Origin of the sequence: Streptomyces sp. NPDC001941 (assembly GCF_040296945.1) — a bacterium.
GTDB lineage: Bacteria > Actinomycetota > Actinomycetes > Streptomycetales > Streptomycetaceae > Streptomyces.
In genome coordinates this window covers 14,584-27,620 of record NZ_JBEOYE010000114.1, presented here as the reverse complement: position 1 = coordinate 27,620, position 13,037 = coordinate 14,584, and the positions used below count along the sequence as shown (strand labels likewise).

Below are 13,037 nucleotides of genomic sequence, written 5' to 3'. Positions count from 1 at the left end.
GACAGCAGAGCTCAAACGGCTCCGGTGAGAGCAGTGCTCACCTGCTGGCGGCTACGGACCGTAGTCTCCCTCACGGCCCGACGAGTCCCATTAGGGGAGGGAAGCATGAGCGCCACACAGGCGTGCCCGGAGTGCGCCGCGCAGGTGCCGGTGGACGAGAGGTTCGGCACCTGGTGCGAGGCCTGCGGCTGGAACGTTGATCCGTCCGAGCACCGGCCGCCCACCGGCCGCATCGAGGCGCTGCGCCACCGGACGGCCCAGCGCTACGGCGAGCAGCTGTACGCCGAGACGACGACCGCGACCGCGGCGGGTGGGAGCACGGGGGCCACGGGCGCCGGCGGCCGGCCGCAACGCGGCGGGGCCGGTGCGCTGGCCCAGGTGCTCGCCGTGCTGGTGCACGGGGTCACCCTCGCCCTCGTCGTCTGCGGCCTGCTGCTGATCGTGCTGGGCTGGAGCACCGTGGTGCAGCCCGTCATCGGCGGGGTGCTCCTCGCGACCGCGGTCGTCCTGCGCCCCCGTTTCGGGCGCCTGCCCGACGACCTGCCCGAGCTGCGCCGTACCGACGCGCCCCGGCTGTTCGCCCTGATCGACGAGGTCGCCGCCGTGGCGGGCACCCGGGGCGTGGACGTGGTGGTCGTCGACGCGTCGGCGAACGCGGCGGTCTTCACGTACGGAATCCGCCAGCGCCGCGCCCTCCTCCTCGGACTCGCCCTGTGGGAGGCCCTCACGCCGCAGCAGCGCGTCGCCCTGCTCGGCCACGAGCTCGGCCACTACGCCAACGGCGACACGCGCCGCGGCATCCTGCTCGGCAGCGCCCTGCGGTCCCTGTCGCTCTGGTACTCCTTCCTGCTCCCCGTCCCGGACCCCGACCTGGGCGAGCGCCTGGCCAACGTCATGATGGCGGTCCCGCGCTACGCGGTGTACGGCCTGCTCCTGCTGCTCGACCAGCTGACGATGCGCGACGGGCTGCGCGCGGAGTACCTCGCGGACGACATCGCCAAGCGAGCCGCCTCCCCGGAGGCCGCCGCCGAGCTGATGGACCGCCTGCTGATCGCGGAGGCGTACGAGGACTGGCTGCGCCGCGAGTCCGTCATCGCGAACACGCGCGGCGGCCGCACCGCCGACCGCAAGGCGGCCGAGCGCGACCTCTGGGAGCGCCTGGCCGCGCACATGGCGCTGGTGCCGGAGCGCGAGTACGAGCGTCGCCGCCGGGCGGGCGCGCTGCGCGGCCACGCCGTGGACAGCACCCACCCGCCGACGCACCTGCGCCGCGAACGCCTGCTGGCGGGCACGGGGAGCGAGCCGGGCGTACGGTTCGCCCCGGAGGCGGCCGACGCGGTGGGCGCCGAACTCGCCGACGCGCGGGCGAAGGTGGCGCACGTGGTGATCAGGGACTACGCGGTGACGGCGTGACGACGTGACAGCGTGAGCGCGGGGCGCCTCTCCCTGAGGAAGGGGAGAGGCGCCCCGGCTGTGTCGCTGTGTGGTGCCGCGCCGTGCCGTGCGTGCTGAGCCGCTGTCAGGCGCAGGTGAGGTAGTTGTAGCCCGCCGCACGGTCGGCGCCGGTCCGGTCCTGGAAGTGGTAGCTGTTGTTGGAGTCCCGGTACACCGGGAACGTGCGCAGGGGGCCGATGTAGTAACCCCTGTTGGTGGACAGGGTGATGTCCATCCCCTTCTCGCCGTCCTCGGCTGCCTTGAAGGTGGTCTTGCCGACGACGCCGTCCGCCGGGATGCCCATGCTCTTCTGGAAGGCGATGGTGGCGTTGCGGGTCTTGTCCCCGAAGACGCCGTCGACGTCGCCGGGCTCGAGCTGCTTGTTGGCCCAGAGGATCTTCTGCCAGAAGCAGACCGCGTTGGACCGCGAGTTCTGTGTGGTGGAGAGGATGCCCTCGTCGTACAGGTCGTCGGTCTCGTCGCCCGCGCCGTTGACGTAGGCGGCGCCGTTGTAGCTGTTGCTCGCGGACGCGGGGGAGGCGGCCAGGGTGCCGAAGAACAGGGACGCGGTACCGGCGGCGATGAGCGTGGAGACGTAGCGCTTGCGCATGGGGATCTTCGCTCCCGGGTGGTGGGACGACATGGCGATCGGATCGGGGATCAAAGTAGGGCGGCGACCCGTCGTACCGCGTCCCGTGGGGGGTTGAACCCCGGGTACGACGCTGGGGTTGCGCCGGGCGGCGGCCACGGCCCCGGGTGTAGAACCGGCGCGGTAGTGGTGTCGTACGAACGCGGTAGGCCGCGGCGGGTGGCAGGCGGCCCGGGGCGGGGATTTTGCCAGTTCGAGGCGGAGGCGGCGGTGATCCTCCTCCCGGTGGTCAGGTAGGTTCCCGGGAGCGCCGGAGGTACGGCGCCGCGAAGGCGGACGGCGTGCCGGGCCCCTCGCTCCGAACCACACGAGCAGAGCAGGTACATGGCCCACCACAAGCGGTCCCGTCGCCCCCGCTACATAGCCCTCGCCGCCACCGGAGCGGTCGTGGCCGCCGGAGGCGTGTACGCCGCCCAGACGTCCATGGCGACGACGGCCTGGCCCGCCCAGAAGACGTACACCGGGCGCGCCTTCGACACGTGCACCGCGCCCTCCCTCAGTGCGATGACGGCCTGGAAGAAGGACGGGTACTACGGCGCCGCCGCCGTGTACGTCGGCGGCAAGAACCGCGGCTGCGCCCAGCCCAACCTCACCGCCTCCTGGACGCGTTCGGTCACCGCGCAGGGCTGGAAGCTCATCCCGCTGTACGTCGGGGCGCAGCCGCCGTGCCAGACGGGCAGGAGCCCGGAGAAGTTCACCGCGGCCAACGCCGCGTCGGTCGGCGCGGCCGACGCCAAGGACGCCGTCGCCAAGGCCTCGGCACTGGGCATGAAGCCGGGCAGCGCGATCTACCTGGACATGGAGGCGTACGACCTCAAGAACACGGCGTGCGACAACGCCGTGCTCACGTACGTCCGTTCCTTCACCAAGACGCTGCGCGACCGCACCTACCGCGCGGGCTTCTACGGCTTCAGCAGCTCCAGCGCGAAGTCCGTCGCCACCGCCAAGAACCGCACGGACCTGCCGGGCAACCTCTGGTACGCGCTGTGGAACTCCAAGGAGACCACCACGGCCGACTGGCCCTGGGACCCGAAGCTCTACACCAACCACAGCCGTGCCCACCAGTACCTGGTGAACAGCAAGGAGAAGAGGGGCGGTTACACGCTCACGGTGGACCGGGACGCGTGGGACGCGCCGGTCGCCATCGTGGGCTGAGGGGCCGCGACCGCGTTGTCAGTGGTGTGCCCTACCTTCGAGTCATCGACGACATCGACAGCGTCGTCGGAGGTCGTGGGAGGGGGAGGCCGATGCCAGGCCGGACGTCGGCGTGGGCGGGGGACTGGGAATTCGAGGACGAGCAGCTCTGCCTGCTGTGCGAGGACTGGGTGCCGCGCCTCGTCGCGGGCACCGAGGTGTGCGCCCGTTGCCGCCGCATGCAGCGCCGCATGTGGAAGTACGGGCTGACCATAGCCCGCTACAACGCGATCTGGCGGGCGCAGGGCTTCCGCTGCGGTCTGTGCGGTGACAACTCCGAGCCCTGCGACATGGGGATCCCGCACGAGGCGAGGTCGATCTGGCAGATCGACCACGACCACGCCTGCTGCGGCCCTGTGCGCTCGCGCGGCTGCTGCGTACGGGGCATCCTCTGCAAGCCGTGCAACCTGAACCGCCTGCCGGCGTACGAGAGGTGGCCGGCGGAACTGCGCGACAGCCCGGTGTTCGAGAACTACCTGAACGACCCGCCCGCGCGAAGACCGACGGCGGAGGTCATCAGGGGACGCGACAACAGGTACCTGCCGACCTCCTGGTCCTTCCTCATGGACGAGAAGTACGCGAAGGAGCAGGCGGAGTCGGCGCAGGTCTAGGGACGGACGATGGACACATGGGACGGGGAGCGTGTGCGAGTACGGCTCCGGGAGATGGCGGAGGCGGATCCGTCGCGCGAGCGGTTCGGGGCGGACACGCACCAGTACGTACTGAAGCCCCGGCTGACCGAGGAGGAGATCCACGGCTTCGAGGAGGCGCACGGCATCGCGCTGCCGGTGTCGTACCGCTCCTTCGTCGCGCGGGTGGGCGACGGTCCGGCCGGCCCCGGGCACGGGCTGATGCCGCTGACGGTTCCCCGGCCCGAGGCCGATGAGCAGGATCCGTGGGCGGTGGACGGCGAGTGGGAGGAAGACCGCCTGCCGGGCCGCCTGGCGGAGCCGTTCGCCTTGAAGGAGCCCCGCACCGGCAGTCTCGGGGCCGAGCTCGAAGAAGTCACTCCGGGCACGCTGATGCTGGCGGAGGAGGGCTGCGGGATGTTCATCCGGCTGATACTGAACGGCCCGCACACGGGGGAGGTGTGGCGCGTCGACCCGGACTGGGCGGGCTTCGCCCCGGTGAGCCCGGACTTCCGCGCGTGGTACACCGGGTGGCTGACGGGGCGGTGAGCGCCTGTGATCGGGCCCGTGCCCGTTCCTGTGACGGGGAGCGCGCGTGCTGTGGGTGGGTGCGCCGACGGGGGTGGTGGCCGAGATCGACCTGGAGGAGATCGGGGTCACGCCGAACGACGTGCTCCTGTCCCGGCCCGGCACGCGGGGGCCCGATGACGTGCGGGAGCACGCCCGGGCGGCGGCACGGGAGTTCCTGGACTCGGCCTCGCCGATGCCCGTCGGACAGGACCTGGGAGACGTGCGGGACGGGCTGACCGTCACGGACGGGAACCGGAGCTGGGACAGCGCGTTCCTGGAGGGAGTGACGGAGGCGGACGGGACGGATCCGATGTGGCTGCGCCACCGTGCCATGCTGAACACGGCCGTGCTCGCCGACGAAACGGCGTGACGGGCGGTCGCAGCATCCAGCGTTTCGAGAAGGGGTCGGCACTTCGTGTCCGTAGAGCAGGGGGAGTGGGAGAAGGCGGTTCGTCATCTCTTCGAGGACGCGTTCCCGTACGACGCCACAGGCCCGCGTCGTCACGAGGACTGGGTCCTGGACGTGATCGACCTGATGGCGCGCGCTGTGCCGGATCCGCGGGGGTGGGCTGGTCTGGACGCGGCGACCTACTTCCCTGAGAGCAAGCTCTACCCCACGTTCCCGTTCGTGCCGCATCCGCCCGAGTACCTCGCCAAGAGGCTCCACGAGATCGACCGTGCTGGTGCGGAGGGGCTACTACTCGGCCTGACCGACGAAGGTTGCACGGTCGTGAATCTGCGCCGCTTCACCGAGAGCGAGGAGGAACTGCGAGAGATGGCGCGCACGATCCTGGCCCGCTACGGGGACGGGGCGCGCTTCTACACCAACGTGAGGAAGCCCAGCAATCTCACTGGCACGGTCGACATCTCGGCGCCCGACAGCTTCTCGTACAGCCCCTTCAGCCAGTACACCGAGGACTACGGCCTGATCGTCGTCACCGACAACGAAGTCGGCATGTTCTGGAACTTTGCTGACTACTGAATCCCGACTCTGGGCTCTGGTCCACTTCTTGTGAGCCAAGAGGATCAAGATGTTCAAGCGGCAGATGGCGATCGCTCTGGCTTCAAGCTCCTGCGCAAGCAGGTACCGCTTGCCTCCTGACCTCAGTGTCAGTGGCCAATGCGACGATCCCCAGACGGCCAAGCGAGGAGAGAAATGGGCACCTGGGACATCGGCCCCTTCGACAACGACACCGCCGCCGACTTCGGAGGCGACCTGGACGAGGCGGCACTGGAGGAACGCGAAGCCATCATCCGCAGCGCGCTCAACCGCGCCGCTGCCTCTGCGGACCTCCTGGACACCCCCGACGGTGAGCGAGCAGTGGCCGCTGCCGCCCTGGTCGTTGCTCAGCACCCTCACGGCGAACAGGCAGCCTGCGCGAACTACGGCCCGTCAGAACCGCTGCCCGAGTTGCCCGCAGACCTTCAAACTCTCGCCGTCGACGCTCTGGACCAAGTCGTCTCCTCGCGGTCTGAGCTCGCCGAACTTTGGGACGACGCTCCGAACGGCTCGAAGTGGCGCCACGGCATCAACCGTCTTCGTTGCGTCCTTGCCCCTCCGGTCCCTCCGCAAGAGGACTCCCTGTTCGTAGAGCAGGGGGAGTGGGAGAAGGCGGTTCGTCATCTCTTCGACGACGCGTTCCCGTACGACGCCACAGGTCCGCGCCGTCACGAGGACTGGGTCCTGGACGTGATCGACCTGATGGCGCGCGCTGTGCCGGATCCGCGGGGGTGGGCCGGCCTGGACGATGCCGCCCAGATGCCTGAGGCCGCGGGCTTCCCCACGTTCCCGTTCGTCCCGCACCCTCCCGAGTACATCGCCGCGAGGCTGCACGAGATCGACCGTGACGGCGCGGAAGGTCTACTGCTCGGCCTGACCGACGACGGCTGCACACTGGACAACCTGCGCCGTTTCACCGAGAGCGAGGAGGAGCTCCGGGCGATGGCCCGCACGATCCTCGCGCGGTACGGGGATGACGCCCACTACTACACCAATGCCCACAAGCCGGCCCACGCGCACGGCACCTTCGACGTCTCGGCGCCCGGCGGCTTCGCGTACGCACCCTTCAGTCAGTACACCGAGGACTACGGCCTGATCGTCGTCACCGACAACGAGGTTGGCATGTTCTGGAACTTCGCCGACTACTGAACCCCGGCTCCACGTCAGTCCCCGCCCGCACCCACCCCACGTCCCGGCGCGACCTCCAGGAGTCCCACCGCCCCCTCCTCGTCCACCACGAGCAGGCGGCCCGTACCGGGGTGGCGGGCGTGGGTGGTGAGGGCCGGGGCGGTCAGCAGCCGTCGGCCGGTGGCGGTGTCATACACCGTGAGGCCGGGCCCCAGCGCGTAGAGGAGCGTGCCGTCGGTGGCGAACGCGGCACGGGCGGCCGGGAACCAGTCCAGTTCCTCCCCGGTGGCGACGTCGTACAGCCGCACCCCGGGGCGCGGCATGTCGTCGCGGCTGCTCTCCATCCCCCAGACGGCCAGCCGGTCGTCGTCCAGCCAGACCAGCGGGGAGTCCCACACGGAGGGCCGGAACTCGACGGTACGCCGGGACGGGCCGTCCTCCGACTCCCACGGGTTGTCGTGCAGCCACGCGTCCAGGTCCCAGATCGCCAGCAGCCCGAAGGGCTGCCAGCACCAGCCGTCCGACACGACGCGCCGTCCGCCCGGGGACACCGTCAGGCCGCAGAAGAAGTAGTCGAGGTAGTGGGCGCCGGGGCCGCTCTCCTCCGAGTACTCGGGCGTGCCGCGCTCGGTCAGACAGGCTCCGGTGGCCGGGTCGGAGCAGTCCATCCGGTTCCAGTCCGTCGCGTGCAGCAGCACAGTCCGGCCGGACACCTCGGCGAACGCGAGCGGGAAACGGCAGACGTCCTCGTGGTAGTCGCCCCGGTCGAGCTCCATGGCGACGGCACCGGTCGCCGTCTCGACGACGACGCCGTACCGTCCCCCGGCCGGTGCCACCGCGACGTAACGCCCGGCCCGGTCGGCGGCCAGGACCAAGTCGCCGGCCTCGGTCCCGAACACCGCTTCCCACGCGGACTCCGGCTCGTCCTCCGCACCGGGGAGGGCTTCCGGCAGGACGTCCGCGAGGCCGGTGATCCGCCGCGCGGACCCGGTCGCGGTGTCCAGCTCCACCAGGGCGTCGTCCGTGGCCAGGATCCACCGCTCCCCGTCCCCCTCGACGACCGGCACCACGGCCCGTACCGCATCGATCCGCAGATCCAACTGGTGGCGAAGCACGGTGAGTTGGTCCGGCGTGTCGTCCGGCTCGGGGAACCCGATGACGCCCTCCCAGTAGGCGCCGCCCTCCAAGCCTTCGACGAGCTCGGCCGTCACCGGAGCCAGAGCCGGAGCTGGAGCTGGAGCCAGCGCTGGAGCCGGAGCCGTCTCCGGCGCCCTCGCCTCGTGCTCGGGGCCGCCCCCGCCCCCGGTCTCGGCGCACGCGCGACACAGGTAGTCGAAGGTGCGCTGCCCCGGGTGGAAGCGCCGCCAGAACCGGTCGCTCCCGGCCTCCAGGTGTTCACACGCGCCGCGCGCGTCTCGCCGCGCCCAGCGCGGTACGGGTCCTGCCATGACGACGACGTTAGCGGTGGTCGTCCGGTCAACTCCTCCCATTTTCCGCCCCGATCAGCCGTACGCCCTCAGCACGGAGCCGGTGCGTGGACCCTCCCGAGGCCGACGCCGTGCGGTCTGCGACGCTTGTGGCGTGACACTCGACGCCCCCTCTCTCGATCTGGCCGCGGTGGTCGCCGAGCAGCCCCACCCGCTGCTGTTCGCCACCGTCTCCGGCGCCCACCTGTACGGCTTCCCGTCCCGGGACTCCGACGTCGACCTGCGCGGCGCGCACCTCCTGCCGACCGCCGCCCTGGTGGGCCTCGGTGAGCCGGACGAGACCCGGTCACAGATGTGGGACCGCGACGGCGTGGAGATGGACCTGGTCACGCACGACCTGCGCAAGTTCGTCCGCCTGATGCTCCGCCGCAACGGCTACGTACTCGAACAGCTGCTCTCGCCCCTGGTCGCGCACACCACCGAGGCGCACCGCGAGCTGGTCGCCCTCGCCCCCGCCACCCTCACCGCGCACCACGCCCACCACTACCGGGGGTTCGCGGTCACGCAGTGGCGCCTGTTCGAGAAGACCGGCGAGCTCAAGCCGCTGCTCTACACCTTCCGGGCGCTCCTCACCGGCATCCACCTGATGCGCACCGGCGAGGTCGTCGCCCACCTCCCCACCCTGGCGGCCGCGACCGCTGAGGCACCCGCCCACCTGGCGGAGCTGGTCGCCGCCAAGGTCGAGGCCGAGCACGGGGCGGCCGGCATCGCCCAGGACGTCGTACGCGCGGACGTCGAGCGGCTGCACGGGGTGCTCGACGCCGCCCAGGCGGCCACGGCGCTCCCCGACGCCCCCGGCGGGCACGCGGAGCTGGACGACCTCGTCGTACGCGTCCGCTTGGAGCGGTAGCCGAAGGGGGCCCTGACCTGACGGCGGACGTCACCGCGCGATTGCGGCCTCCCCATGGGCCACGTCCGCGTCGTCCGCGTCCGCGCGGACCGTGTCCCGGTACCGCCGCGGGGCGACCCCGGTGGCGCGCTTGAAAGCGTTGCTGAACGCACTCTCGGAGGCGTACCCGACCTGCCGCGCGAGCACCGACACCGGCGTCCCGCCCTCCCGCAGGGCGCGCGCGGCCAGCCCCATCCGCCAGTTCAGCAGGTACGTCAGCGGCGGCACTCCCACGGCCGCCTTGAACCGCAGGGCGAACGTGGTCCGCGACATCGCGGCCGCCCCGGCCAGTTCCCGGAGCTGCCAGGCGCGTCCCGGCTCGGCGTGCATCAGGCGCAGGGCCGGGGCGATCCCGTCGTCGCCCAGTCCGCGCAGCCAGCCCGCCGGCAGGTCGGGCGCGCCGTCGAGGCAGACCCGCAGCACCTGGACCAGGACGAGCTGGGCCAGCTGGTCCCCGGCGAAGTCCGCCCCCGGGCGCCCGGTCGTCATCTCCGCGAGGATCTGCCCCACCAGCCAGCCGAGCACCGGCGCCTCGGTCGCCGTGGCGCGCAGCCGGACCAGGGGCGGCAGGGCCGCCCGCAGCAGGTCGCCGCTGTCCCGGCTCAGGTCGATGTGGCCGGAGACGGCGACGAACTCGTCCCCCTCGCCCAGCCGCGCCATCCGGCTGCCCGGGTCGACGACGACGTCGGCCGCCGCCACCGGCTCCAGGGCGGGGTCGCTGCACAGGACGTACGTACGCCGCCCGTCGGTGACGACGACGTCGCCCGCCTCGATCCGCAGGACCTCGCCGCCGTCCTCGGGGACCAGCAGGCAGCTGCCCCGGACCACCGCGTTGATCTTGAGCTTGTCCCGGCCGCGCAGCCGTACGGACCAGTCGCCCCCGGCCGTGAAGCCGCCGGAGAAGACGCAGCGGGCGTCGGCCACGGCCAGGGCGTCGGAGAGGGGATCGGCGGACATGCCTGAACTCTCGCGCAAGTAGAGCGGACTCTCAAGCATTCATCGTCCGGGATGACGGACCTACGGTGGTCGGGACGGACAGCTCCGGAAGGAAGAGGCCCCATGACCACCACCGCACAACAACCCCTGCACTCCGGTTTCGGGCCCGGGTCCACGGCCGAGGAGGTCGCCGCGGGCGTCGACCTGACCGGCCGGGTCGCGATCGTGACCGGCGGCTACTCCGGCATCGGCCTGGAGACGGTCCGCGTGCTGCGCGCGGCGGGCGCCGACGTCGTCGTACCGGCCCGCGACCCGGCACGCGCCGCCGCCGCGCTGGAAGGGACCGGGGGCGGCGGAGGAAGCGGCGCCCCCGGGAGGTCCGGCCGGACGGGCGGGGTCGAGGTCGTCCCGATGGACCTGATCGACCCCGCCTCCGTGGACGCCTTCGCCGAGGGCTTCCTGGCGTCGGGGCGCCCCCTGCACCTCCTCGTGGCGAACGCCGGGATCATGGCCACGCCCCTGGCCCGGGACGCGCGCGGCCGGGAGGCGCAGTTCGCGACGAACCACCTCGGCCACTTCCGGCTGGTCTCCCGGCTGTGGCCCGTGCTGCGGGCCGCCGGGGGCGCCCGCGTGGTCGTGGTGTCCTCGCGCGGCCACCGCTTCGCGCCCGTCGACCTCGACGACCCGGACTTCCGGCACGCGCCGTACGAGCCGTTCGTCGCGTACGGCCGGTCCAAGACCGCCAACGCCCTGTTCGCCGTCGAACTGGACCGCCGCGGCCGGGCGGAGGGCGTGCGCGCGTTCGCCGCGCACCCCGGCACCATCGTCGACACGGGCCTGGCCAAGCACCTGTCCGAGGACGCCCTCCGGGCGGCCGGTGCCGTCGACGAGGACGGTACGCCCGTACGGGACGCGGCCCGGCAGCTGAAGAGCGTCCCGCAGGGCGCGGCGACCCTGGTGTGGTGCGCGACCAGCCCACGGCTGGCCGGCCTGGGCGGGGTGTACTGCGAGAACTGCGACATCAGCCCCCTCGTGCCCGAGGACGACCGCGATGCCTGGCTGCGCGACGACAAGGCGCCGGCAGGAGTCCTCGACTACGCGGTCGACCCGGACACGGCCGCCCGCCTCTGGGACCTCAGCGAACGACTGACGGCCCGCTGAGGGAGGAGGAGCTTGCGAGCGGAGCGAGGGGAGCGAGGGGCAGGGCACGAGCCCGTACGAGTCGACGGCCGGCCAGGGCCCAGGCCCGTACGAACCGCATCCCCGCCCACGCCCCCCACAGTCGGCACGCGCTCAGCTCAGCGCTCGGAAGCCGCCCACTCCGCGCGCAGCGCCTTCTTGTCGACCTTGCCGACCTTCGTCGTCGGCAACTGGCTGAGGATCACCGTCCTGCGCGGCCGGTACAGCTCGCCCAGCTCGGCCACCACCGCCACGCCGACCGCGTCCGGCTCCACCCCGGCGTCCTCGGCCGCGGCCAGGAAGACGTGCACGGCCTCGCCGTACTCCTCGTCCGCCATGCCGAGCGCCGCCGCGTTGCGCACACCGGGCAGCGCGAGCAGGAAGTCCTCCAGGACCCGGGAGTAGACGTTGTCGCTGGTGCTGCCGGTCACGATGATGTCCTTGGCCCGGTCGACCAGGTAGAGGTACCCCTCGGCGTCGAGGTAGCCCATGTCCCCGGAGCGCAGCCAGCCGTCGGGGTGCCGGGCCTCCGCGGTGCGCTCGGGGTCCTCGTAGTAGCCGAGCATCGCCGTCGCGCCCCGGACGCACACCTCGCCGACCTGCCCGGTGGGCAGCGGCGCGCCGTCCTCGTCGCGGATCACGACCTCGACGTCGGGCAGCGCGCGCCCGCAACTGCGCCACAGTTCGGGCCTGTTGACCGTCTCCGAGGCGAGTTCCTCGGCGCCGAACACGGTGATGCCGAGCGCCTCCGACTGTCCGTACCCCTGGCTGAGCACCGGCCCGAAGACCTCGACGGCCTGGCGCAGCCTGCTCGGTGACGTCGCGGCCCCGCCGACGGCGATCCGCCGCAGCGCGGGCAGCGCGCCCGGCCTGCACTCCGGGTGGTCCAGCAGGGCGTACAGCATCGGGGGTACGAACATGGTGGCGGTGATCCGCTCCTCGCGCAGCACCGTCAGCGCGGCTTCCGCCTCGAACTCGGGCAGCACCACCAGGACGGACCCGGTCACCAGGGCCTGTATCGCGGTGAGGTGGCCGCTGCCGTGGGTGAGCAGCGTGGAGGCGAGGACCCGTTCCGCGCCCGGCGCCGTGGTGCGCAGGAACGCCGGGCGGGTGTCCTGTCCGCCGTCCTCCGGGTCGTCACGCGTCATGTCCACCAGCGCGTCGTAGAGCCGGTGGCTGTGCGCGGCGAGCTTGGGGCGGCCCAGGGTGCCGCCCGTGTAGAGGACGGTGACGGCCTCGTCGGCGCCCGGCGCGGGTGCGCGCTCGGGGCGCTCCGCCGGGCAGGCGTCCGCCACGGCCAGCAGGTCGGTGCACGGCTGGGCGCAGGGCCCGAGGCCGATCAGCGCCGGCGCGTGGACGCTGCGGGCAGCCGCGTCGGCGGCGCGCTCGGCGAAGAGCGGGTCGGTGACCACGGCGCGCGCCCCCGACTGCTGGACCAGCGCGGCGAGTTCACCGGGACCCGGCTCGGGAGGCAGGAAGACCACGCGGCAGCCGATGAGGTGGACCGCGAGCTGCACCAGGACGGAGTCGACGCGGTTGGCCAGGAACAGCCCCACCCCGTCACCGGGCGCGAGCCCCTCGCGGCGCAGCGCGTGCCCGAGCTGGAACAGCCGCCGCCGCGCCTCGGCCCGGGTCAGCCGCCGCGTCCCCTGGACGAGTGCCTCGGTGTCCTCGGCCTGGCACCAGTGCTCCAGGACGCGATCCACGTACGTCCTTGCCCCGGCTGCTTGTTGTGCGTTAGCGATCATGGACACATGCAAACATGCCGCTTGGTAGCGGGCCGCTCACAGGGGGCCAACTTCGGCCACGGGGCGGGGGAGTACGATGTGCGCGCCCGCGCGGCGCCCGGTGTACGGAGCCCTGGACCCGTCCGTACCGCCGTGTTTCACAGGTCGCATGTGCTACCGCTGTGCTACCGCACCTCGGGTGTCGGGCCCCGGGA

13 protein-coding genes are annotated in these 13,037 nt (G+C 72.2%); 9 read left to right on the top strand and 4 right to left on the bottom strand.

Features of this window, described 5'->3' with window-relative positions:
• Window positions 1–105: 105 nt before the first annotated feature.
• Window positions 106–1,413 carry a M48 family metallopeptidase gene (locus ABT160_RS41060; RefSeq protein ID WP_351653964.1) on the top strand — a complete coding sequence of 436 codons (1,308 nt, stop codon included), beginning with the start codon at window positions 106–108 and terminating at the stop codon, window positions 1,411–1,413.
• 106 nt (window positions 1,414–1,519) lie between these two features.
• On the opposite strand, the gene ABT160_RS41055 is transcribed toward ABT160_RS41060, so the two are convergent.
• A complete protein-coding gene (locus ABT160_RS41055) occupies window positions 1,520–2,044 on the bottom strand; it encodes a peptidoglycan-binding domain-containing protein (RefSeq protein ID WP_351653963.1) in 525 nt (174 codons plus the stop codon).
• Window positions 2,045–2,407: 363 nt separating this feature from the next.
• Between ABT160_RS41055 and ABT160_RS41050 the strand changes: the two genes are divergently transcribed.
• From ABT160_RS41050 to ABT160_RS41025, 6 genes are all read left to right on the top strand, one after another.
• The gene (locus tag ABT160_RS41050) at window positions 2,408–3,238 is read left to right on the top strand and encodes a glycoside hydrolase domain-containing protein (RefSeq protein WP_351653961.1); all 831 of its coding nucleotides are present in this window, start codon (window positions 2,408–2,410) and stop codon (window positions 3,236–3,238) included.
• A gap of 92 nt (window positions 3,239–3,330) precedes the next feature.
• Window positions 3,331–3,888 carry an endonuclease domain-containing protein gene (locus ABT160_RS41045; protein ID WP_351653959.1) on the top strand — a complete coding sequence of 186 codons (558 nt, stop codon included), beginning with the start codon at window positions 3,331–3,333 and terminating at the stop codon, window positions 3,886–3,888.
• Between the two features lie 9 nt (window positions 3,889–3,897).
• Window positions 3,898–4,455, top strand: a complete 558-nt coding sequence (locus ABT160_RS41040; protein WP_351653957.1) for an SMI1/KNR4 family protein — start codon at window positions 3,898–3,900, stop codon at window positions 4,453–4,455.
• A gap of 46 nt (window positions 4,456–4,501) precedes the next feature.
• Entirely contained in the window at window positions 4,502–4,846 is a 345-nt protein-coding gene (locus tag ABT160_RS41035; RefSeq protein WP_351653955.1) for a hypothetical protein, read from the top strand.
• Window positions 4,847–4,891: 45 nt separating this feature from the next.
• Entirely contained in the window at window positions 4,892–5,458 is a 567-nt protein-coding gene (locus tag ABT160_RS41030; protein ID WP_351653953.1) for a hypothetical protein, read from the top strand.
• Window positions 5,459–5,632: 174 nt separating this feature from the next.
• Window positions 5,633–6,625, top strand: a complete 993-nt coding sequence (locus ABT160_RS41025; RefSeq protein WP_351653952.1) for a DUF4259 domain-containing protein — start codon at window positions 5,633–5,635, stop codon at window positions 6,623–6,625.
• 14 nt (window positions 6,626–6,639) lie between these two features.
• On the opposite strand, the gene ABT160_RS41020 is transcribed toward ABT160_RS41025, so the two are convergent.
• The gene (locus tag ABT160_RS41020; RefSeq protein ID WP_351653951.1) at window positions 6,640–8,052 is read right to left on the bottom strand and encodes a hypothetical protein; all 1,413 of its coding nucleotides are present in this window, start codon (window positions 8,050–8,052) and stop codon (window positions 6,640–6,642) included.
• A 133-nt stretch (window positions 8,053–8,185) separates the two neighbouring features.
• Between ABT160_RS41020 and ABT160_RS41015 the strand changes: the two genes are divergently transcribed.
• Window positions 8,186–8,941, top strand: a complete 756-nt coding sequence (locus tag ABT160_RS41015; protein WP_351653949.1) for a nucleotidyltransferase domain-containing protein — start codon at window positions 8,186–8,188, stop codon at window positions 8,939–8,941.
• Between the two features lie 30 nt (window positions 8,942–8,971).
• Here ABT160_RS41015 and ABT160_RS41010 read toward each other — a convergent pair whose 3' ends face one another.
• On the bottom strand, window positions 8,972–9,937 hold the full coding sequence (locus tag ABT160_RS41010; protein ID WP_351653948.1) for an AraC family transcriptional regulator: 966 nt from the start codon (window positions 9,935–9,937) through the stop codon (window positions 8,972–8,974).
• A gap of 102 nt (window positions 9,938–10,039) precedes the next feature.
• Between ABT160_RS41010 and ABT160_RS41005 the strand changes: the two genes are divergently transcribed.
• A complete protein-coding gene (locus ABT160_RS41005) occupies window positions 10,040–11,077 on the top strand; it encodes an SDR family NAD(P)-dependent oxidoreductase (RefSeq protein WP_351653946.1) in 1,038 nt (345 codons plus the stop codon).
• A 137-nt stretch (window positions 11,078–11,214) separates the two neighbouring features.
• Here ABT160_RS41005 and ABT160_RS41000 read toward each other — a convergent pair whose 3' ends face one another.
• Complete coding sequence (locus ABT160_RS41000) at window positions 11,215–12,843, bottom strand: class I adenylate-forming enzyme family protein (protein ID WP_351653944.1); 1,629 nt, start codon at window positions 12,841–12,843, stop codon at window positions 11,215–11,217.
• Window positions 12,844–13,037: the final 194 nt, after the last annotated feature.